The organism is Mesorhizobium sp. WSM4833 (assembly GCF_055811095.1).
The window spans coordinates 82,230-103,902 of sequence record NZ_JBVVQG010000008.1 but is presented as its reverse complement, the minus strand read 5'-3'; the positions used below and the strand labels follow the sequence as shown (position 1 = coordinate 103,902).

The following is a 21,673-nucleotide window of genomic DNA, read 5'->3' as shown; positions in this document are numbered from 1 at the left end:
CATGACCAACATACTGCCTCGCAAAGACGTCGTGATCGTCGGCCTCGGCTGGACGGGATCCATTCTGGCCCACGAATTGACCGATCAGGGCCTGGACGTGGTGGCTATAGAACGCGGCCCCTGGCGCGATACGGCAACCGATTTCAACATCGGCTACGCGCAGGATGAGTTGCGCTACAGCATCCGGCGCGACCTCTTCCTGCAGCCCGCCGTGGAAACCATGACGGTGCGCAACGACCCATCGCAGAAGGCGCTGCCGATGCGCGATTTCGGCTCCTTCCTCCCCGGCAACGGCGTCGGCGGCGCCGGCGTCCACTGGAACGGCCACACCTGGCGGTTCTGGGATTCAGACTTTCAGATAAAGACCAATCTGACCAAGAAATATGGTGCATCGAGAATCGCCGATCTCCAGGTCGAGGACTGGGGCGTGACCGGCGCGGAGATGGAGCCCTATTACGACCAGTTCGAGTATCTGGCAGGCATCTCGGGCAAGGCCGGCAATATCAGGGGGCAGTTGCAGGAAGGCGGCAATCCGTTCGAGGATCCAAGGTCGCGGGATTATCCGAACCCGCCGATGCAGATGACCTACGCGCCAACCCTGTTCGCCGAGGTCGGCCGGTCGATCGGCCTGCATCCCTTCCCGACCCCATCCGCCAACATGTCGCGGGCCTATGTCAACCCGCTCGGCATCGCCATGGGTCAATGCACCTATTGCGGATTCTGCGAACGCTTCGGCTGTGCCAACTATTCGAAGTCGAGCGCCCAGACCACCGTCCTTCCGGTGCTGATGAAGAAGTCCAATTTCGAAGTCCGCACCGACAGCGAGGTACTGCATGTCGATCTGGCTCCCGGAGGCAAGTCGGCGCGCGGCGTGACCTACGTCGATACCTCAGGCGAGGAGTACTTCCAGCCGGCCGATCTGGTGCTGCTGTGCGCCTACGGCCTGCACAATGCCCGGCTGATGATGCTGTCCGGCATCGGCAAGATCTACGACCCCGGCAGCGGCGAAGGAACGGTTGGGCGCAATTACTGCTACCAGACAAACGCCGGCGTGCAGGTGTTCTTCGACGACAAGAACTTCAACCCGTTCATCGCCGCAGGCGCGCTCGGCCAGACGATCGACGATTACAATGGTGACGCATTCGACCACGGCGCGCTGGACTTCGTCGGCGGTGCGGGCATCAACTGCATTCCCACCAACGGGCGCCCGATCGGAACCAGGCCGACCCTGCCCGGCACGCCGAAATGGGGCAGCGCCTGGAAGAAGGCAACGGTCGAGGGCTACAAGAGCACGCTTGGCTACTCGTCCCAGGGAAGCAGCTACGCGACGCGCAACAACTACCTCGACCTCGACCCGACCTACAAGGACCGTTTCGGGCGGCCGCTGATGCGCATGACGTTCGATTTTCCCGACAACGACATCCGCATGTCGAACTATGTCTGCGACCGGATGGAGGAAATCGCCAAGGCGCTCGGCGGCAAGCAGTACGCCGTCAGCCGCCGCAAGAAAGGCTGGGACAGCGTCCCCTACCAGAGCACCCACAATACGGGCGGCGCCATCATGGGAACGGACCCGAAGAAGAGCGCGGTCAACACCTTCCTCCAGAGCTGGGACGTCCCCAATGTCTTTGTCATCGGTGCGTCGGCCTTCCCGCAGAATGCCGGCAAAAATCCGACAGGAACGGTCGGCGCGCTCGCTTTCCGCGCCGCCGATGCCATCCGCAATCAATATCTGCGCAATCCCGGTGCACCCCTGGTGCAGGCATGAACAAGCTCGTTCTCACGCTCGCCATCGGTGCTGCGGCCCTCACTGGCGGCCCGGCATGGAGTGCCGACCAGGCGGACCAGATCATACGTGGACAGTATCAGGCGGTGCTCGGCGACTGTGCAGGCTGTCATACGCGAGCCGAGGGCAAACCGCTGGCCGGCGGCCTGCCGCTCGAAACGCCGTTCGGCGCGCTTGTGCCGCCCAACATAACGCCTGACCGCGAGACGGGCATCGGCAGTTGGTCGGAAGCCGACTTCCGCAGCATGATGAAGTCAGGCATCGGCCACAATGGTGTGCGGCTCTACCCCGCAATGCCCTACCCCGCCTATACCAGGATGAACGATCGGGACATTTCCGACTTGTGGGCCTATCTGACGACGGTTCAACCGGTATCGAACAAGGTCGAAGCCAATCAGCTGCCGTTCCCGTTGAACATCCGGCTGGCGATGCTGGGCTGGAATGCCCTCAACTTCACCGAAGCAAGCTTTCAGCCGGATCCCTCCAAGTCGGCGGAGTGGAATCGCGGCGCTTATATCGTCCAGGGCGCGGGCCATTGCGGCACCTGCCACTCGCCCAAATCTTTCCTTGGCGCCGATAAGGACAGCGAGTTCCTGCAAGGTGCCTCCCTGCAGGGCTGGTTTGCCCCCGACATCACCAACAATGCGCAATCGGGCCTGGGCAAATGGTCGGAAGAGGATCTGGTGAAATACCTCAAGACCGGCGTCAATGCGCATTCGATTGCCTCCGGTCCGATGGCGGAGGCCATCGAGAACTCCACGTCGAAAATGACCGATCCCGATCTCAAGGCGGTTGCAGTCTACCTCAAGAGCCTGGGCTCGGATGTCGACAGCGCCCAACCGGCAAAGCCTGACGCAACACGGATGACCGCGGGCGAGGCAATCTATCGCGACAATTGCTCGGCCTGCCATGGTGGAGATGGTGCCGGGTCAGGCGCGCTTTTCCCTTCCCTTGCCGGCAATTCGATCGTCGCGCAGGGCAGTGCCGAAACACTGGCCCGGCTCGTCCTTGCCGGCAGCCAGGCCGTGCACACGGCCGATGCACCGACGACGCCCGCCATGCCTTCCCTGGCCTGGCGCCTGAAAGACCAGGAGGTCGCCGACGTCTTGACCTATGTGCGCGCCAGTTGGGGCAACGCGGCTCCTGCAGTCTCGTCCGGCGATGTCGCCGCCGTACGCAAGGGATTGACCCAGTAGACCCGTACTCTAGCTCTCTGCTGCGACGGCCAGCGCCAGACGGCTTATGTCGGTGAAAAGCGCCTGGCGCTCGGAATAGTCGGTCTGTTCGCCGGTCTCGATGTTGTCCACCACGACACACATCGACAACGCACGTGCTCCGAAATGCTCCGATATGCCATAGAGCGCGCTGGTTTCCATATCCACGGCCAGGGCTCCTTGCGCCCGTGCATCGGCAAAACGGGCACGCCCATCCGGGTGATAGAAGATGTCGCTGCAGACCGTCAGGCCGACATGATGGTCGATGCCAAATTCTACCGCCTTGGCCCGTGACGATGCGAGGAGCGCCGGGTCCGGGCCAGCCGGTCCATAAAGGCCGAAAACCTGGCCGCTCTGGGCGCTTTCCGCCTGTGCCGATTGCGAGATGACAAGGCTGCGCAGCTTTGCCTTTGCGGTCAGGCTGCCGCAGGTGCCGGTACGGATCAGGGTCCGGGCGCCATAATGGTCCAGCAGTTCATGTGCATAGATCAGAAACGATGAAACGCCGATGCCCGTCGCTTGAATGCTGATGGACTTGCCACGAAACAAGCCGGTGAAGCCAAGCGTGCCGCGTCGGCGATTGATGCAGCGCGGCGCTTCCAGGAACGTTTGCGCCATCCATTCGGCGCGTTGCGGGTCGCCCGGCAACAACACCGTGTCGGCATAGTCGTCCTTGTCCGCTTCGTTGTGCGGCGTCACCGGTTGCTCCCCTAAGCCTTCCTGCCGTTCACCCCTCAATCATGGCGTTGTCACGGCGTTGCGCAAGGAGGAACATGGGGAAGGCTCTAGGACTCCAGCACGTCCTTGACGATCGTGGCCAGTTGCTTGAGCGAAAACGGCTTGGGCAGGAAGCCGAAATGCGCATCTGCCGGCAGGTTTCTGGCGAATGCGTCCTCGGCATAGCCGGACACGAAGACGAACTTGATGTCGGGCTGGCGCTTGCGCAATTCGCCGAGCAGCGTCGGCCCGTCCATTTCCGGCATCACCACGTCGGAAACGACGATATCGACCTTGCCGCCCAGCGCCTCGAACACTTCCAGCGCCTCGACGCCCGACGACGCCTCGTGCACGGTGTAGCCGCGCGAGGTCAGCGCCCGCATGCCGCCCATGCGCACGGCATCCTCGTCCTCGACGAGCAGCACCGTGGCCGAGCCCGACAGATCCTTGGCCGGATCGGCGACCTTTGCCGGCGCCGCCGGCGCATCGCCGGGCTCGCCTGCCTTTTTCGCTTCGGCGATGTGACGCGGCAGGAAAATGCGGAAAGTCGAGCCTTTGCCGACTTCGGAATCGCAGAAGATGAAGCCGCCGGTCTGCTTGATGATGCCGTAGACCATCGACAGGCCAAGGCCGGTGCCTTTGCCGACTTCCTTGGTGGTGAAGAAGGGTTCGAAAATCTTCTTCAGCACGTCGGGCGCGATGCCGCTGCCGGTGTCCTCGACTTCGACCACGACATAGTCCGCCGGGGCGAGTTCGCGGTAGGAAAAGGCCTTGCACTCCTCGGCGGTCACATTGCGGGTGCGCACGGTCAGATCGCCGCCCGCCGGCATAGCATCGCGCGCGTTGACCGCAAGGTTCACCACCACCTGTTCGAACTGCCCGATATCGACCTTGACCGGCCACAGGTCGCGGCCATGGTCGACCTTCAGCTTGATGTCGTTGCCGACAAGGCGGGCCAGCAGCATCCTGAGATCGGCGAGCACGTCGGTCAGGTTGAGCACTTCCGGCCGCAATGTCTGCTTGCGCGAGAAGGCCAGAAGCTGCCGCACCAGCGAAGCCGCCCGGTTGGCATTCTGCTTGATGTTCATGATGTCTGGGAAGGACGGGTCCGACGGGCGGTGATTGGTCAACAAAAGGTCGGACGCCATGATGATGGCGGTCAGCACATTGTTGAAATCATGCGCGATGCCGCCGGCAAGCTGGCCGACTGCCTGCATCTTCTGGCTTTGCGCCATCTGCCCTTCCAGCGCCTTCTGCTCCGTTGTCTCGACGGCGTAGACGATGGCCGACTCCTCGGCGCCCTCGCCGCCGGTGCCGTCAGCGACGGCGTTGACGTAGAAGCGGATGTGCCGTTCGTCGTTGCCGGGCAGAAGCGTGTCGATCGGCTCGATGTCGGCCTGCCGCTGCTGCGCTTTCTCGAAGGCAGCCGCGAAGGCCGGCCGGTCGCGTTCGTGGATTACCGTGTCGAGCCGCACGCGACGGTCGACGGCGTCGCGATCGACGACAGACGAAAACAACGACAAAAACGGCGCATTGGTGCGCAGGATGCGTCCGTTGTGGTCGACGCCGGCGATTGCCATCGGTGTCGAGTTGAAGAAGCGGGTGAAGCGCACTTCCGAAGCCCGCAAGTCGGCAGAGGCATCCTCGCCTTGCGTGCGGTTGAGCACGATCGTGCGTGTCGGCCCATTCAATCCTTCGCGGCTGGCCGAAACGCGGTGCATGAAGCGCACCGGCAGCGCTTCGCCCGTCATGGTCGTCAAATCGAGATCGATCACCGCGTTGCGTGTGGTGCCGGGGTCGGCCTTGACCGAGCGGACCAGCGCCATGCCGTCGCCGGCCACGATCTCCGACAGAGACACGGCGCCGGGCGTGAAGCTGGTGAGGTCGATGCCCAGCCATTCGGCGAGCGTGGCGTTGATGTAGGTGACGCGGCCCTCCTGGTCGGCCGAAAAGAAGCCGGCCGGCGCGTGGTCGAGGTGATCGATCGCCTTCTGCAGATCGAGGAAGAAGCGCTCCTGCTCGGCCCGCTCCTGCGAGATGTCGGCAAGCTGCCAGGCCAGCATCGGCAGCCGCTGGCCCGGAACGCTGAAGGCGCGAGCGCGCGCGCGGTACCAGCGGGCGCCCGGCTCGGCACCGGGCCGAATGGACTGTGCGAGCCTAAACTCGCCGTCGCCCGGCTGGCCGTCGCGAAGGCCGGACGCCAGGCGATAGATCGTCACCGAGGCTTCGGGGACATCCGAGAGCAATCCCTCGACGGTCTTCAGGTCGGCAGCGGACGATGCTCCGGTCATATCCGCATAGGCGCGGTTGGCATAGACGACGCGGCCCTTAGTGTCGGTGACGAGAAGCCCCTGCGACATCGAATCGACGAAGGATTTCGACAGTTCGTCGCCTGTCGAGCGTGGCGTGACCTGCACGAAGCCGATCGCCGTCGCGAACAGGAAGCCGACGCCGATCATCGCCAGCACGCCGAGCATGCCGAGCAGGAAAGGATCGCCGAGGCGCTCGCGGAAAAGACCGAAGACGATCGCCGCCCCCGTCAGAACGACGATGAAAATGATAAGCCGGGTAACCGCGCCCGGTCGCGTATTCTGGTCGACGATCGGTACCGGATAGAAATCGCCGCGCGCTTCCTTGGCCATGTGCCCCCTGCTCGTGAATTCCGGTGTTCCGACACCCGCCCCGTACCGGGTTGAATCACATTCTCCTAGTCCGGAAAAGGCCTGGGCGGCAAATGTCGGATAAAAATGATGTCTTCCGGCCTTCGGAGTTTTTCAAGCTGTTCAACAGCGTGAAACGCAACTTGCGGTGGCCCGCTGCAACGGTCTAGTGTCTTATCACTTCCAAGGGGCGATCAGGGGAAACCAATGCAATGGCTCGATAGCGTGGCAGGTCCCGGTTATGCCGCAGCATTGTTGTGGACGTTTGCAGCGCTCGTCCTGCTGGTCATCGTTCTCGTCATCGTCAAGCTGGTGCGCAACCTGACATTCGGAACCTTCGTCGCCGGCGGCCGGAACCGCAAGACGCGACTGGCCGTCATGGATGCCACCGCCGTCGACAGCCATCGCAGATTGGTGCTGATACGCCGCGACGACATCGAACATCTGCTTCTGATCGGCGGTCCGACCGACGTCGTCGTCGAGCGCGATATCCGGCTTTCGGCGCCGCGCCGGCCGGCATTGACTGGAGATGGCGGCTTGCAGCCGGTTCCGGCCGCCGCTCCGACAAGGCCGCGTCCGCCGCAACCCGCTCCGCCGCCGCTGAGACAGGCACCCGCTCCACAGCCGGTGAATACGACGCCGCCCGCCCGCCCCCGTCCGACAGCGCCGCCGGCACCTGCACCGAAGCCGGCAACGCAAAGCTACCAGCCGACCAATGTCACGCCGTTGCCCGCCTACGGCTCCGCCAACGCCAACACCGCCCGGCACGCCCCGCCACCACCGCAGCCGGTGCAGGACAGCATCGACGACACGCTGATGAGAGAACTTGAAGTATCACTGGACCAGCCCCGTTCGGGCGGCCAGGTGGGCAAGCCGGCGGCGCCGCAGTCGCTCGACGACGAGATGACCAAGCTTCTCGGTGAACTCTCCAGCCAGAAGAAATGAGCGACCGCCGGGTCGCTATCCCCGCGAAACACCGTCGCCGGTCCGGCTGCCGAACCACCTCGTCCGAAGCCCCGAGGGTTTTCGATCTTCGCGCGCCCTGAGCGGTGGATGCCGCACCAATGAAAATGGCCGGAAAACCGGCCATTTTCAGAATCGAATTCGTTCGAGACAGCCGGCCGTGAGCTTCAGTCGTCGCGATAGACTTTTTCGCGGCGCTCATGCCGCTCCTGCGCTTCGATCGACAATGTCGCGATCGGACGTGCATCGAGCCGCTTCAGCGCGATCGGCTCGCCGGTTTCTTCGCAATAGCCGTAGGTGCCTTCGTCGATGCGTTGCAGGGCGGAATCGATCTTTGCAATGAGCTTGCGCTGACGGTCGCGGGCCCTGAGTTCGATGGCACGGTCGGTTTCCGAAGAGGCGCGATCGGCCAGATCGGGGTGGTTGGCGTTTTCTTGCTGCAGGATTTCCAGTGTTTCGCGCGCTTCGCGCAATATGTCATTCTTCCAGGTGACGAGCTTTGAGCGGAAGTAGGATTTCTGCCGCTCGTTCATGAACGGCTCGTCTTCGGAGGGTACGTAATCGGCGGTAACGATGTCGTTCATTCGACTCACCCAAACTGCCCCAAATTTGGCGCCTATATATTCGTCGTCCGACGCCTGCACAAGCGCAATCGGCCGCTGTTTCACGCAATTGTTAAAGTACCCGGGCACGCGTCTTTGCAGCCGCGTACGGTCGCTTTGGTACAAACTCCGCCGCGACACTTTGGATCCGGTGACGCATATTTTCCCTGATCGCGGTGATCCCGGGGCCGATATGCAAGCGCCTTTTGCAGCAGCCAGCGTTGGCTGATTCGCCGTGTTTGAAGAGCACGGGCCATTGTGCGCGACGCCGTTCTCGTGGCTAATCCCGGAAGGCTTCGGCATTCGGAGGTTGGGTGAGCAGGCTTTATCTGTTGCGACATGCCAAGGCAGGCTGGGCATTGCCCGGCATGCGCGATTTCGACCGTCCGCTCGATGCGTCCGGCCGCGCCGATGCCGAAATGATGGGCGCCGCCATGCGCTCCCGCCTCTATGTTCCGGACCGGACGCTGTGCTCCAACGCCAAACGCGCCAAAGAGACGCTGGAAGGCCTGGCCGGCCAGACCGACACCGGCCGGGTCCTGTTCTTCGACGGGCTCTACAGCGCGGACGCGGCCGGTTATCTCAACCTTATCAAGAACAATGGCGGATCGGGCTCGTTGCTGGTCATCGGCCACAACCCGATGATGGAAGACCTTGCCTTGGCAGTTTCGGGCGGCGGCGACGAGGCTGCGCGGGCCACACTGAACCATGGGTTCCCGACCGCGGGCCTGGCGGTCGTCCGCTTCGACGGCGATCTTGCCAGCGCCGCCCAAGGCACCGGCTATCTCGAAGTGTTCCTGACGCCGGCCGATCTCTGAAGCCATTTCAAAGCCTTGTTGCAGCGCCTATATCGGACGGACCGAAGTTCGAGAGAGCATATTTTGGCATCATCGCTGACCACCTTCACCGACGAGGCGAGGATTGCCCTCGACACGCTATCGGGCCGCGCCACCGGGCTTTTTTCCCCATCGCTGCGCCTCGGCGTGACCGGATTGTCCCGCGCCGGCAAAACGGTGTTCATATCGGCCCTTGTCCACAATTTGATCCATGGCGGGCGCCTGCCGCTGTTCGAGGCGCAGAAATCGGGGCGCATCGCGCGCGCCTTCCTCGAGCAGCAGCCCGACGACGCGGTGCCGCGTTTCCAGTACGAGGACCACATCGCAGCCTTGGTCAACGACCGCGTCTGGCCCGATTCGACGCGCGCCATTTCGGAGCTGCGGCTGACCATCGAATATGAATCGGCTTCCGGCTGGAGCCGCATGTTTTCCTCGGGCAGATTGTCCGTCGATATCGTCGACTATCCCGGCGAATGGCTGCTCGATCTGCCGCTGCTCGGCAAATCCTTCGCCGATTTTTCCCACGAAGCCTTTGAGATGGCCGTTCTGCCGGTGCGCGAGGACCTGTCGCAAGCCTGGCGGGCACTATCGGCCGGGATCGACCCGAACGCCGATGCCGACGAGATGACGGCGCGGCGCCTGGCCGAGAGTTTCGCCGCCTATCTGAAGGCCTGCAAGCTCGACGAGCGGGCGCTTTCGACCTTGCCGCCCGGCCGCTTCCTGATGCCGGGCGATCTCGAAGGCTCGCCGGCCCTGACCTTCGCGCCACTGGCCGCGATCGGCGACAACCGTCCGCGCGCAGGCTCGCTGCACGCCATGATGGACAGGCGCTATGAGGCCTACAAGACGCATGTCGTCAAACCCTTTTTCCGGGAACACATCACCCGCCTCGACCGCCAGATCGTGCTGATCGACGCTATGCAGGCGCTGAACGCCGGCCCAGGCGCCATGGCCGACCTGGAACGCGCGGTGACCGAGATCCTCAGCTGTTTTCGCCCCGGCCGGGGCAGCTTCCTCACCGATCTGTTCTCGCGGCGCATCGACCGCATTCTGGTTGCCGCGACCAAGGCCGACCATCTGCATCACGAAAGCCATGACCGGCTGCAGGCGATCGTGCGGCGGCTTGCCGACCGCGCCGTGGCACGGGCGAATTTCACCGGCGCCGATGTCGATGTGGTCGCCATGGCGGCGGTGCGCGCGACGCGCGAAGGCACCGTCAGGCAAGGCCGGGAGACGCTTCCCGTCATCATCGGCACGCCGATAGCCGGTGAGAAGATCAACGGCGAAACCTTCGATGGAAAAACTGAAACAGCCATATTTCCCGGTGACTTACCGGAGAATATTGACGCGGTGTTCGATGTTTCGGGAGCCGATCACAGGCAGGACTCCGCGGACCCGGCAATCCGCTTCGTCCGTTTCCGTCCCCCAAAGCTCGAACGCACGGCCGAAGGCGTCACGCTGTCGCTGCCGCATATCAGGCTCGACCGTGCCTTGCAGTTCCTGATCGGAGATCATCTGGCATGACCGCGCCCCGCAAGCCGGCGGCATTCCGCATCGAACCGGAAGCCCCACCGAGACAAGCGGCCCCTGAGCCGCGCAACATCCAGACCGACACCCAGCGCAAACCCCGCGCGATGAAAACCGATGTCGCGATGGTCATGCCGGCGGAAGTCGATGTCTTCGACGAGCCCGACATCATTGCCGCGGAGCCGCCACCAGCCGTCGCCCCCAGGAAACGCTCGCTGCTCGGCAGCATCTTCTTCGGCGCCTTCGGCGTGCTGGTTTCGCTGGCGGTCGGCCTGTGGACCGACCAGCTCATACGCGACCTCTTTGCGCGCGCTGAGTGGCTGGGCTGGCTGGCCGCCGGCATGGCCGCCATCGCCGTGCTGGCGCTTGTGGTGATCCTGATTCGCGAATTCCTGGCGATCGCCCGCCTCGCCGAGGTCGAAAAGCTGCAGAAGCGGGCGCTCGATGCGATCGCCCGCGACGATCCCAAGGCGGCACGATCGGTCGTCGACGAACTGTCGGCCTTTGTCTCGGCCAAACCCGAGACCGCGGCCGGCCGGCGCGCGCTGGCCGAATTGCGCGGCGAAATCATCGACGGCGGCAATCTCGTGCGCCTGGCGGAGGCTGAAATCCTCGGACCACTCGATGCCAGGGCGAAAGTGATGATTCTCGAAGCTGCCAAACGCGTCTCGCTGGTGACGGCGGTCAGTCCACGCGCACTGGTCGATGTTGCCTATGTCGTGTTCGAGGCCGGGCGGCTCATTCGACGCCTGTCGGAACTCTATGGCGGACGGCCGGGAACGCTGGGTTTCTTCCGCCTGGCGCGCAGCGTTCTGGCGCATCTGGCGGTCACCGGTTCGATCGCGGTCGGCGACAGTTTCGTCCAGCAGATCGTTGGCCACGGCCTGGCCGCGCGCCTTTCGGCCAAGCTTGGCGAGGGCGTCGTCAACGGCATGATGACGGCGCGCATCGGCATCGCCGCGATGGAGACGGCTCGACCCCTGCCCTTCAGCGCCGCCAAACGTCCCGGATTGGGCGACTTCCTCTCGGCGCTGACATCGTTCGCAACCAGGAAAGACGGTGCAACGACCCCCTCCGGCAAGTGAGCCGGGCTGGAGTGTCCGGGCATTCGGAATCGTTACCGGACTGCTCTGCGGCGGCCCCGCGGTGACGAAGCATTAACCAATCTTGTTCATGGTCAGACCGGTTCCAAACAGCATCTTTGTTGCCGGGTGTCGTCGATGAAAAGCGTAATTCTATCCAGCGTCCTGTCCCTGGCAACGGTGATTACGACAGTCGTCGGCATTGCCGGAGTGGCCTCTGCGGCGGAGCCGGACAAGCAGTTTTTCCAGTCTGCCGAAGGCAAGTGGATCGGTCCCGGCGAAATCGTCGCCGGCAAGTACAAGGGCACCAAGTTCAACTGCAGCTTCACCGGCTCGACGCCCGACGGCAAGGTCGGCATGTCGCTCGACGGCGGCTGCCGGGTCGGTATGTTCACCCAGCCAATGTCGGCCAAGATCGAGCGCAAGGGCCGCGAGGGCTACAAGGGCAGCTTCATGGGTGGCGCGACCGGTTCCGGCCTCGACATCATCGGCGGCAACGTCGTCGATCCCCGCAAGGTGGTCTTCACCATCAACCGCAACCAGCTGCGCGGCGTCATGCAGGCTCGCATCCCTGACGACAATTCGATGACGGTGACTATCGCCGTGCGCGTCAACGACCAATTGGTGCCGGTGATCGGCATGAGCCTGAAGCGGGTCGACGCGGTCGAAGTCGGTTCCATCGCGCCGAACTGAAATCGCGCCGAACTGAAATCGCGCCGAACTGAAATCGCGCCGAACTGAAAAATCCGAAGAAAAAGGCGGCGACCCAACGGTCACCGCCCTCTCACTTGAGCCCATCGAATCAGGCGCTTAGGCCTTGATCTCAAATCAGGGTGTCAGCCCTTGATCGCGGCCGTCACTTCGTCATAGGCCTTGCAGGCGTCGGCCAACGTCGTGGTGCCCTGATACTTGGTTGTCACCGCCTGGACCTTGGCGGTCAGATCAGCCGCCTTGGCCGGGTCCTTGGTGATCGCCTCCTGAAGTGCTGCAGCCATGTCCTGCGCCTTCTTGGTTGCGATCTCCGCCGTGCACTCAGGCGCCTTCGAGCAAGCCGAACCGGCAAGCACCGCTAGGCCGACGGCAACAAACAAAAACTTCTTCATGTCAGTCATCTCCTCAAAAAGGGCGCGACTTGATCGTCGATCACCCTCCAATGGCCGAAGCCGAGCGTCCTTAGCCTTCGATTGCGGCAAGATGCAACGTGTTCCCGGCCTCAACTTGTGTATCGCGCCTGCAACATCGCTGGCGGCAGGATTTGAGGCTACTGTGTCGGCGGCTGCAAAGTTCAGCTGCGAGGCTGCAGCAGCGCCAAGACGGCGGTCGATGCGGCAAGGATAGCAGTCAGAGTCAAAGGCCCAGTCGCGCCATAGGTGTCCACGACATAGCCGCCGACAACCGCGCCGATGGTGATGGCAATCTGGAAAGAGGTGACCATCAGGCTGCCCGCTGCCTCCAGCGCATCAGGCGCCGCGCGCGACATATTGGTCGGCAGCACCACCGGCGCCATGCCAAAGGCGAAACCCCACAGCGTAACGAAGCCGAAGGCAACGCCGATATGCGAGCCCCAAAGCACCAAAGTAAGTGCCGCAACCGCCATCAACGCCGCGGTGACTGCGAGGGCCATGTGGATGTTGGTGTCGGCCATGCGGCCGCCGGCAACATTACCGATCACGGCAGCGACGCCAAACCCGAGCAGAGCCAAGGCAATCGGTCCGGTTGTAAGGAGTGTCACCTGTTCGAGGAAGGGACGCACATAGACCGAGCCGGCAAAATGCCCCGTCATCAGCAAAAGGATAGCCAGCATGCCGAGTTGGATGCCGCGCCGCCGGGTCAGCCGAAATACATCTGCAAGGCTGTTGCTTGCCGTTGCGGGCAAGGTCGGCAGGCTGAGAAACTGCAGCAGCATGGCAAGCGCGGCCAGCCCCGCCGTCATGGCCATGGCACTGCGCCACCCTATCCAGTCACTGATCAACGCGCCCATCGACGGTGCGGCAATGGTTGCGAGCGAGACGCCTAGGGTGACGATCGCCATGCCCCGACCTGTCGCGCTGGCGCCAACCAGCCTCGCCACAACGGCGACCGAAAGTGCCCAGAAAGCACTGAGAGCGATTCCCAGCCCGGCCCGGCCCAACAGCAACAGCCAGAAATCGGTCGCCAGCGCCGCCAGGACATTGGAACCGACCGCAAGAGCACTGAGACCAACCAGCACCGCCTTGCGGTTCAAGCGGCCGATGAGAACATTGCTCAACATGGCCGTCACGGCGCCGACGGAAGCGGTGGCGGTGACGACCTGTCCGGCCGTCCCCTCGCTGATGCCGAGATCGCGTGCCATTGGCGTCAGCAGACCTGCGGGCAGGAATTCGGCCGACACCAAGGCAAAGCTGGTGGCCGCCAATGAAATGACCGCGAACCAGGTGGCTGCGCTCCACGCGGCTGGTGCATCGGCATCAAGGCCAGTCGCGGCGTCTTCAAGCTGTAATGTTGTGTCAGTCACGGAAAGATCTCCAAAGTTTGGAGGTCTTAAATAGGCGAGTCCGCTCGGATGATATGTATCTTAGAATCCGAAATTCATATCCATTCGTCCGGGAATTGTGCGACGCACAACGCCCGGCGAGACATTGGTGATGCGCTTGAACGCGCGCGCGAAGGATGCCTCCGAATCATAGCCCAAACGGGTAGCGACTTCGGCAACCGACAAGCCGTTTTGGCCCAGCAATTCGCGGGCAAGCTGCATGCGCAGGCGGGCGAGATAGTGTGCGGCACCCTCCCCTAATACCGCACTGAAACGCTCGGCGAAAATCGAGCGCGATTGGCCTGCCACGCCGGCCAGGCTTCCCAGCGTCCAGTTGTGGCCGGGGTCGCGGTGCATGGCCGCCAAAGCGCGGCCTATATGGGGGTCGCGGATGGCTGCGAGCCAACCGGTGGTCGAGGCTCCGTTGCAATTGACCCAGCAGCGTATGAGCCGGGCCGTCAGCAAGTCGGCCATACGCGACAGAATCGTGGCGCTGCCCATCTGCGGCTGCGAGGCCTCCACCGTCATGGCCGCCAGCAAAGGACCGACGACCGGGTCATTGCCGGCCACGTCGCAACCCTTGATGACAGGCGGCATCAACGTGATCAATGGGTTGAGCGCATAGGAGTCCAAGGCCATGGAGCCGCAGAAAAGGGTGCTCGTCGCGCCCGTTCCTTGCCGTACCACTTCGCAGACGTTGCCCCCCAACTTGATTACCTGGCAACCTTCGAGCGAGCCCCCTGCAACGTCCGGCGCGCTCGCCAGCCGATGGGCGATGCCTTGCGGCAGCAGCACCAGATCGCCATCGCGCAGCTCCTGCCAACCTTGCGATTCAGTATGAATCCAGCATGGGCCCTGGCCGACAAAGTGAAACCGAAGCAGCTGTTGTTGCGGAAAGTCTATGCTCCATGGGTGCCGGAGTTCGCAACGGCCATAGTTGACACCACTCAAGCGAAAGTCTTGCAGAACTTCGCTGAGCGCATCCATCGGGATATGTGGCGGCGAGGACGGCCGGGACGAATGGTCAAACATATACGCAATATAGATGCCGAACGTCCGGCAAGCAAGCGGGGACCGTTGTTCCACCAAGTCAATCACTGCAACGGCACCCTACCCTTCCCGGCAGATTTCTCGCCTTGCCTCCCGCTCCAACTGCATGCAAGGAGTGCTGCAAGACACAGGGACAAGAGGCATGGCGGCGGAAGCATCGGGCAGTGATCTGGTTCAGGTGGTGGCGCTGCTTGCTGCCGGTGTCGTCGCCGTTCCCATCTTCAAGCGCATGGGCCTCGGCTCGATCCTCGGCTATCTGGCTGCCGGCGTGGTGATCGGCCCGTTCGGCCTCGGCGTCTTTTCCGAATCGGAAGCCATTCTTCATGTCGCCGAACTCGGCGTGGTGATGTTCCTGTTCATCATCGGGCTGGAAATGCAGCCATCGCGGCTCTGGGGCCTGCGCCGCGAGATCTTTGGCCTCGGTGCGTTGCAGGTCGGCGTCTGCGCGCTCCTGCTGACCGGGGTCGGCATGGCTGGAGGGTTTCCAATCGCGCAATCCTTCGTCGCCGGCGCCGGCTTCGTGCTGACCTCGACAGCGATCGTCATGCAGCTTCTCGAGGAACGCGGCGAAATCGCCGCGCCGAAAGGCCAGCGCATCGTATCGGTCCTGCTGCTCGAGGATCTTGCCATCGTGCCGCTGCTGGCCCTGATCGCGTTTCTGGCGCCCGGCGGTGCCGACACCAGCCTATCGGAGCGGCTGACCGAGGTCGGCATCGGCCTCGCCGCGATCGTCGGCCTGGTTGTGGCCGGCCGTTATCTGCTCAATCCGTTCTTCCGCATCCTGGCGGATGCCCGTGCCCGCGAGGTGATGACGGCGGCGGCACTTCTGGTCGTTCTCGGATCCGCGCTCGCCATGCAGCTCAGCGGCCTGTCGATGGCGATGGGCGCCTTCCTGGCCGGTGTGCTTTTGTCCGAATCGACCTTCCGCCATCAGCTCGAAGCCGATATCGAACCGTTTCGCGGCATCCTGCTCGGTCTGTTCTTTCTCGCGGTGGGCATGTCGCTCGACCTGCATGTGGTCGCGGCGAACTGGCGGCTGATTGCCATCTATGTCGTCGCCTACATGGTGATGAAGGCATTCGGCATCTACATCGTCGCCCGTATCCTGAAAACCAGCCACCGCGAGGCGCTTGAGCGCGCGGTCTTCATGGCGCAAGGCGGTGAGTTCGCCTTTGTCCTTTATTCGGCGGCCGCGGCGGTCGGCATCATCGACGGCAACGCCAATGCGACGCTGACGGCGATCGTCATCATCTCCATGGTGCTGACGCCGCTGGCCATCATCGCCTTGCGCTATCTGACGCCGCGCGACGAGCAGTCGCTCGACGGCGTCGACGTCGCCGATGGCCTGACCGGCAGCGTGCTGATCATCGGCTTCGGCCGCTTCGGCCAGATCGCCAGCCAGCCGCTGTTGCTGCGCGGCATCGACGTCTCGATCATCGACAATGACGTCGAAATGATCCAGGCGGCGGCCGATTTCGGCTTCAAGGTCTACTATGGCGACGGCACGCGGCTGGACATCCTGCATGCCGCCGGTGCCGGCCGGGCGCGCGCCGTGCTGATCTGCGTCGACAAGGCCGATGTGGCTGTTCGCATCGCCCAGCTGATCAAGGCCGAATTCCCACTGCTCACCGTGCTGGCCCGCGCATTCGACCGTGGAACGGCGCTGCAGCTCATACGTGCCGGCGTCGACTACCAACTGCGCGAAACCTTCGAATCCGCACTTGTTTTCGGCGGCTCGGCCCTGGAATCTCTGGGCGTCGATCCCGAAGACGTGGCTGAAACGATCGAAGATGTCAGGCGCCGCGACACCGACCGCTTCGAAACCCAGCTCGCCGAAGGCATTCGCGCCGGACAGCGCTTCCTGAGAGGCAATATCGGCACGCCGATTCCGACACCGCTCTCGACGCCGCGCCGGCCTGGTCAGGCACTCAACGAAGAGACCGCGGGTGTGCTGCACAAGTCCGAACCCGCCGACGGAGCAAGGAATTAGGTATGAAATTGGACAGCAGAGCCCTGTCGGTCACCAAATTCTGGCGCGATGCCGGCGAGGATGCCTGGTTCGAGAAGAACGAAGCATTCGATGCCGAGTTCCGCGACCGCTTTCTCGACCTGCACTACGCCGCCGCGCGGCGTGAATGCGACGACTGGCTGGAACATACCGAAGGCGCGCTGGCGCTGATGATCCTGCTCGACCAGTTTCCGCGGAACTGCTTTCGCGGCACCGGCCATATGTACGCGACCGATCCGCTCGCCAGATATTTCGCAGAGAAGGTGATCGCGGCTGGTCATGACCTGGCACTCGAGGAAGAACTCCGCGTTTTCCTCTACCTGCCCTATGAGCATTCGGAGCTACTGGCCGACCAGGATATTTCGGTCGAGCTGACGCAGGCCAGGGCCGAGCCCTATCTGAAGTATGCTGTCGAACATCGTGATATCATTGAGCAATTCGCCCGTTTTCCGCATCGAAACAGGATGCTTGGGCGCGAAACCACCTCGCAGGAGCAGACGTTCCTGGATGGTGGCGGCTTCTCGGGCTAAAGTTCGGCCGTCGCTTTGCCCAGAAATCAGGCCAGCCACCAATCCCGGCCGGACGACAATCGCTCGATGCCTGAGGTATCGACGGCGACCAGGCGGTCGGTGATGCTGCGACCGCTGACAACCAGGCCGGGCGCGATCTCGGCCAGCGGCGCCAGCACGAAGGCGCGCTCCAGCATGCGCGGATGCGGCACCTCCAGCCCGGTCTCGTGGATGACGCGGTCGCCGAACACCAGAATGTCGATGTCGATCAGCCGCGGCCCCCACCGCTCCTCGCGCACCCGCTTCAGCTTGCGCTCCGCATCGAGGCAGAGGTCGAGCAAGGCACGCGGTGCAAGCACGGTGGAAATTTCGGCGGCCGCATTGAGAAAATCCGGCTGATCGAGCTTGCCCCAGGGCGGTGTGCGATAAAGCGAGGAGACGCCGGTGACACGCGTATCCGCGTCGGCATCCAGCATGCGCAGCGCCGCGCTCATGGATTTCGCCGGATCGCCAAGATTGCCGCCAAGGCTGAGATAAACGGTACTATTCGGGCCAGACAACGGTCACCTCGACATAATCGAGCACGCCGGGCACTGGTGCGTTCGGCTTGCGCACCGTGATCTCGGCTTTCTTTATCTGCGGAAAACGCGCCGTCAGCGCACGGGCCACTTCGAGCGCCAGCGACTCGATCAGAAAACGGCGCTGCCCGGTGATGATCTTTTCAATGACGCTGAATGCAACGCCGTAGTGGACTGTATCCTCGATCGAATCTTCGGCAAGCGCCCGGCCTGGATCAACGGTCAGAACGGCATCGACATAGAAGCGCTGGCCGAGCCGTTCCTCCTCGTCCAGCACGCCGTGCCGGGCAAAGAAAGCGCAGTTCTTCATGCGGATGACATACATCGATCAGTTTCTCGCCCGGTCGGTTTGACGCGCCAGCATAGCATCGGCGAGCGCCAATGCGTCCACGTTGAATGCGACATCGTGGACGCGAAACAGATCGGCGCCCTGGAGCCTCAAAATGACGCTGGTCGCCGCTGTTCCGACCCCTCTGTCGGCGGCATCACGGCCGGTGACCGTGCCGATGAAGCGTTTTCGCGACGTGCCGGCCATCAGCGGCAGGCCGAGTGCATGCAATTCCGAAAAGCGTGCCATCAGGTCGAGATTTTCCTCCGCCGTCTCCTTGGCGAATCCGAAACCGGGATCGAGCACGATGTGATCATCGGCGATGCCGTTCTGGCGGGCGATTTCCAGCGACCTTCGCAGGAATGCCAACTGATCGGCAATCGCGTCCAGCAGCTTCTGGCGATCCCGCCCGGTATGCATGATGACAAGCCCGGCACCGGTATCGGCGGCGACACGAGCAATATCGGGCTCGCGCTGCAAACCCCAGACATCGTTGACGATATGCGCGCCGGCGGCGACCGCCAGCCGCGCCGTGTCGGCGCGATAGGTATCGACCGAAATCAGCACCTCGTTCACGCCCGCCAGCGCTTCGATCACCGGCAGGATGCGGGCCTGTTCCTGGCTGGCCGATACCGCGGCAGCACCTGGGCGCGTCGATTCTCCCCCGACATCGACAACCAGTGCCCCTTCCCCGATCATGCGGCGCGCCTGGGCCAGCGCCTTTTCAGGGGCGTCGAACTGGCCGCCGTCGGAAAAGCTGTCGGGCGTGACATTGAGGATGCCGACGACCACGGCCTTGCCGCCAAGGTCGAGATGGCGTCCATGCGCCAATTGCCATCGCCTGGCCGTCATTGCTCATCGACCATGGAGTTCATCAATCATGTGTGATCCCTGGCGGATCAATTTCATTGCGCCGGCAACGGCCGTAAAGCAAGGTGGTCGAAGAGGCAACATGATGAAACGATCCATGCTTGGCATGAAAAAACAGTCCTTGGGCGTGAAACAATCCTTGGCTTGCGCGCTGCTGCTCGCCATAACGCCGCACCCGGCGGCGGCGGCCAATCTCGTCAAGACGTACAGCTATTTCGCCATTGGCGGCAGCACCCTCGACGACATCGAGGCACAACTCTCCAAACGCGGGCCGGAGGTGAAAAGCACCGGCACGCGGCACCCGGGCGCCACGCAAATGGCGTTCACCACCCGCATCAGCTATGCGCAGACACCGAGTTCCTGCCGGATTGCCGACGCGGTGGTGACCGTCAAGGTGAAGGTGATCCTTCCCGAGTGGCGCCGGCCGCGCAAGGCCGATGCCGATGTCAGGCTGTTCTGGGATACGCTGTCGGCCGACATCAAGCGCCATGAGGAGCGCCATGTCGAAATCGCCAAGAACCATGGCGGCGAACTCGAAGAGGCCTTGAAAGCCACCTACCCGCAAAAGAACTGCGACGCCGCCAAGGCCAAGGCGGCCGCGATCACCGCGGCTGTTCTGGCCAGGCACGACCGCGCCCAGCTTCAGTTCGACCGCGTCGAAAGCGTCAATTTCGAAAGCCGCATCTTGCGGCTGCTGCGCTACCGCATGGAGCGCATCGGCAACGGACGACTGCCGCCGGCCTGAACGCACCCGAACTGAAAGCCAAATTCACCGAAGCGTAGTGCCAGATTCGAAAAACTTTCGAGCCGCCGTCGAAACCGGCCTATATGGGACGACATATCAGGCTCGCCAGACGAGCTTAAAACACCAATGCGATCCAAACGGTCATGAAGCCGGAGCGGCTGAACAGCGCCGGTCAAATCGCAAGCTTATGGATGAACGATCATGGACCAGGCTGTCGATGAGAAAACGATGGCGGAAACCGGCACGCCGATAACAGAGCGCGAAAAGAACGCCATCATCGGCGGCGTGCTGTTGTCGATGCTGTTGGCGGCACTCGATCAGACCATTGTCGCGCCGGCCATGCCGACCATCGGGCATGCGCTCGGAAACGCACACTATCTGCCATGGATCGTCACCGGTTATCTCCTGACCGCTACCGCGGTGGCTCCGCTCTACGGCAAGATTTCCGACGTCTACGGCCGCCGGCCGACCGTCTATGCCGCGATCCTGATCTTTTTGGCGGGATCGGTGGTCAGTGCGATGGCTCCCAACATGTTTGTGCTGGTTGTCGGGCGGGCGATCCAGGGCGCCGGTGGCGGCGGCTTGTTCGCTTTGACGCAGACCGTCGTCGGGGATCTCGTGCCGCCGCGCGAGCGGGCACGCTATGCCGCCTGGTTCTCCGGCACATGGGCTGTCGCCAGCATTGCCGGTCCGTTGCTCGGCGGCACTTTCGCAGAGCACCTGCACTGGTCACTGATCTTCTGGATCAACATTCCGCTTGGTTTTCTTGCGATGGCGATCATCAACAAGCCGCTCAAGAAACTGCCCATTGCCGCAAAGCGCCATCGCATCGACGGCCTGGGCGCGCTGCTTCTGATAATTGCCACGGCGCTGCTGCTGCTCGCCTTGAACTGGGGCGGCAGCGCCTATCCCTGGACTTCGCTTGAAGTCATCGGCGTTCTCTGCGGTTCGGCGATTTTCTGGAGCGCTTTTGCCTTGCGGCTCATGCGCGCCGCCGAGCCGCTCATCTCACTCGAAGTGCTTGGCAATCCAATCGTTCTGGCGGGCACGCTTTCGATGTTCCTGCTTCAGGCCGCAAGCGTCGGCATGGCTGTGTACCTGCCCGTCTATCTTCAGGCGGTGCTCGGCTTGTCGGCAGCGGAGTCGGGCATCGCGATGCTTGGGCTTCTGCTGGGGACCGTCGGCGGCGCGGCATTCAGCGGGCGTATGATCCCGCATTTCACCCACTACAAGCGCATTGCGATGGTGGGCGTCGTCTTCAGCATGCTGTGCCTCTGCCTGCTGGCCGTCGTCGCAGGATATGCAACGCTGCTGGAGGTCGAGGTCTTGACGATTTGCATCGGGTTTGGAACCGGAACGACGTTTCCGGTCACCACCGTGTCGGTCCAGAACGCCGTCGATCGCGTGCATCTCGGCGTCGCGACGGGCGTGCTGACATTCCTGCGTTCGCTTGGCAGTGCGCTTGGGGTCGCCATGCTCGGCGCGGTCGCTCTGGGCTACGGCTTGCCGCTTGCCGGTGAAGGCGTGCGGATCGCTGGCCATAGCGCGACGGTCGAGCCGTTCGTGATGATCTTTGCCGTCGCCGCCGCTACATTGCTGCTGGGGCTGATCACGCTGACGCTGATGCCCGAAAAGGAGCTTCGCGGCTACGCCGACAATGCGGCGCCGATGCTGGCCGAGTAAAGT

General features: G+C 63.1%; 20 protein-coding genes. 11 read left to right on the top strand and 9 right to left on the bottom strand.

Translation table 11 applies throughout. The annotated features are described in order from the left end of the window. Nucleotide 1: 1 nt before the first annotated feature. Nucleotides 2-1,768 carry a GMC family oxidoreductase gene (locus tag AC0L2D_RS17560; RefSeq protein ID WP_473541664.1) on the top strand — a complete coding sequence of 589 codons (1,767 nt, stop codon included), beginning with the start codon at nt 2-4 and terminating at the stop codon, nt 1,766-1,768. Beyond that, on the top strand, nt 1,765-2,982 hold the full coding sequence (locus AC0L2D_RS17555) for a c-type cytochrome (protein WP_063167924.1): 1,218 nt from the start codon (nt 1,765-1,767) through the stop codon (nt 2,980-2,982). The genes AC0L2D_RS17560 and AC0L2D_RS17555 overlap by 4 nt, the downstream gene beginning before the upstream one ends. A gap of 9 nt (nt 2,983-2,991) precedes the next feature. Here the strand turns inward: AC0L2D_RS17555 and AC0L2D_RS17550 are convergent, their stop codons facing one another. Continuing rightward, complete coding sequence (locus AC0L2D_RS17550; protein WP_473541663.1) at nt 2,992-3,699, bottom strand: purine-nucleoside phosphorylase; 708 nt, start codon at nt 3,697-3,699, stop codon at nt 2,992-2,994. Between the two features lie 86 nt (nt 3,700-3,785). Continuing rightward, nucleotides 3,786-6,359, bottom strand: coding sequence for a cell cycle histidine kinase CckA (cckA, locus tag AC0L2D_RS17545; RefSeq protein ID WP_024503530.1), 2,574 nt, complete (start codon nt 6,357-6,359; stop codon nt 3,786-3,788). 225 nt (nt 6,360-6,584) lie between these two features. Here cckA and AC0L2D_RS17540 point away from each other — a divergent pair, with 225 nt between their 5' ends. Next, nucleotides 6,585-7,322 (top strand): flagellar biosynthetic protein FliO, encoded by a 738-nt coding sequence (locus AC0L2D_RS17540; RefSeq protein ID WP_024503531.1) that lies wholly within the window; start codon nt 6,585-6,587, stop codon nt 7,320-7,322. Nucleotides 7,323-7,507: 185 nt separating this feature from the next. Here AC0L2D_RS17540 and dksA read toward each other — a convergent pair whose 3' ends face one another. Further along, nucleotides 7,508-7,924 (bottom strand): RNA polymerase-binding protein DksA, encoded by a 417-nt coding sequence (dksA, locus tag AC0L2D_RS17535; RefSeq protein WP_013531862.1) that lies wholly within the window; start codon nt 7,922-7,924, stop codon nt 7,508-7,510. A 332-nt stretch (nt 7,925-8,256) separates the two neighbouring features. Between dksA and AC0L2D_RS17530 the strand changes: the two genes are divergently transcribed. The 4 genes from AC0L2D_RS17530 to AC0L2D_RS17515 all read left to right on the top strand — a co-directional run bounded on the left by AC0L2D_RS17530 (nt 8,257) and on the right by AC0L2D_RS17515 (nt 12,080). Further along, on the top strand, nt 8,257-8,760 hold the full coding sequence (locus AC0L2D_RS17530) for a SixA phosphatase family protein (RefSeq protein ID WP_024503532.1): 504 nt from the start codon (nt 8,257-8,259) through the stop codon (nt 8,758-8,760). A 63-nt stretch (nt 8,761-8,823) separates the two neighbouring features. Continuing rightward, the gene (locus tag AC0L2D_RS17525; RefSeq protein ID WP_063167922.1) at nt 8,824-10,302 is read left to right on the top strand and encodes a YcjX family GTP-binding protein; all 1,479 of its coding nucleotides are present in this window, start codon (nt 8,824-8,826) and stop codon (nt 10,300-10,302) included. Then, nucleotides 10,299-11,390 (top strand): YcjF family protein, encoded by a 1,092-nt coding sequence (locus AC0L2D_RS17520; RefSeq protein ID WP_064995825.1) that lies wholly within the window; start codon nt 10,299-10,301, stop codon nt 11,388-11,390. Before AC0L2D_RS17525 ends, AC0L2D_RS17520 begins: the two co-directional genes overlap by 4 nt. Before the next feature lie 135 nt (nt 11,391-11,525). After that, entirely contained in the window at nt 11,526-12,080 is a 555-nt protein-coding gene (locus tag AC0L2D_RS17515) for a hypothetical protein (RefSeq protein ID WP_024503535.1), read from the top strand. A gap of 143 nt (nt 12,081-12,223) precedes the next feature. Here the strand turns inward: AC0L2D_RS17515 and AC0L2D_RS17510 are convergent, their stop codons facing one another. The 3 genes from AC0L2D_RS17510 to AC0L2D_RS17500 form a co-directional block, all read right to left on the bottom strand. After that, complete coding sequence (locus tag AC0L2D_RS17510; RefSeq protein WP_024503536.1) at nt 12,224-12,490, bottom strand: hypothetical protein; 267 nt, start codon at nt 12,488-12,490, stop codon at nt 12,224-12,226. A gap of 182 nt (nt 12,491-12,672) precedes the next feature. Further along, the gene (locus AC0L2D_RS17505) at nt 12,673-13,881 is read right to left on the bottom strand and encodes an MFS transporter (RefSeq protein WP_063172065.1); all 1,209 of its coding nucleotides are present in this window, start codon (nt 13,879-13,881) and stop codon (nt 12,673-12,675) included. Nucleotides 13,882-13,941: 60 nt separating this feature from the next. Further along, on the bottom strand, nt 13,942-14,931 hold the full coding sequence (locus tag AC0L2D_RS17500; protein ID WP_063170228.1) for an AraC family transcriptional regulator: 990 nt from the start codon (nt 14,929-14,931) through the stop codon (nt 13,942-13,944). A gap of 160 nt (nt 14,932-15,091) precedes the next feature. Between AC0L2D_RS17500 and AC0L2D_RS17495 the strand changes: the two genes are divergently transcribed. Beyond that, a complete protein-coding gene (locus tag AC0L2D_RS17495) occupies nt 15,092-16,939 on the top strand; it encodes a monovalent cation:proton antiporter-2 (CPA2) family protein (protein WP_473541662.1) in 1,848 nt (615 codons plus the stop codon). 2 nt (nt 16,940-16,941) lie between these two features. Then, nucleotides 16,942-17,487 carry a DUF924 family protein gene (locus tag AC0L2D_RS17490; protein ID WP_473541661.1) on the top strand — a complete coding sequence of 182 codons (546 nt, stop codon included), beginning with the start codon at nt 16,942-16,944 and terminating at the stop codon, nt 17,485-17,487. Nucleotides 17,488-17,513: 26 nt separating this feature from the next. On the opposite strand, the gene folK is transcribed toward AC0L2D_RS17490, so the two are convergent. Genes folK through folP form a run of 3 tightly spaced genes read right to left on the bottom strand, consistent with a single transcriptional unit; the run spans nt 17,514 to nt 19,224 of the window. Continuing rightward, nucleotides 17,514-18,026: a 2-amino-4-hydroxy-6-hydroxymethyldihydropteridine diphosphokinase gene (gene folK / locus AC0L2D_RS17485; protein WP_013531872.1), complete on the bottom strand. Its 513-nt coding sequence runs from the start codon at nt 18,024-18,026 to the stop codon at nt 17,514-17,516. After that, nucleotides 18,010-18,369, bottom strand: a complete 360-nt coding sequence (folB, locus tag AC0L2D_RS17480) for a dihydroneopterin aldolase (protein WP_013531873.1) — start codon at nt 18,367-18,369, stop codon at nt 18,010-18,012. The genes folK and folB overlap by 17 nt, the downstream gene beginning before the upstream one ends. Nucleotides 18,370-18,372: 3 nt before the next feature. Then, nucleotides 18,373-19,224, bottom strand: a complete 852-nt coding sequence (folP, locus tag AC0L2D_RS17475) for a dihydropteroate synthase (RefSeq protein WP_473541660.1) — start codon at nt 19,222-19,224, stop codon at nt 18,373-18,375. 103 nt (nt 19,225-19,327) lie between these two features. Between folP and AC0L2D_RS17470 the strand changes: the two genes are divergently transcribed. Together AC0L2D_RS17470 and AC0L2D_RS17465 are read left to right on the top strand one after the other, a co-directional pair. Continuing rightward, nucleotides 19,328-19,987 (top strand): DUF922 domain-containing Zn-dependent protease, encoded by a 660-nt coding sequence (locus tag AC0L2D_RS17470; RefSeq protein WP_013531875.1) that lies wholly within the window; start codon nt 19,328-19,330, stop codon nt 19,985-19,987. Between the two features lie 201 nt (nt 19,988-20,188). After that, nucleotides 20,189-21,670 carry an MDR family MFS transporter gene (locus AC0L2D_RS17465; protein WP_013531876.1) on the top strand — a complete coding sequence of 494 codons (1,482 nt, stop codon included), beginning with the start codon at nt 20,189-20,191 and terminating at the stop codon, nt 21,668-21,670. Nucleotides 21,671-21,673: the final 3 nt, after the last annotated feature.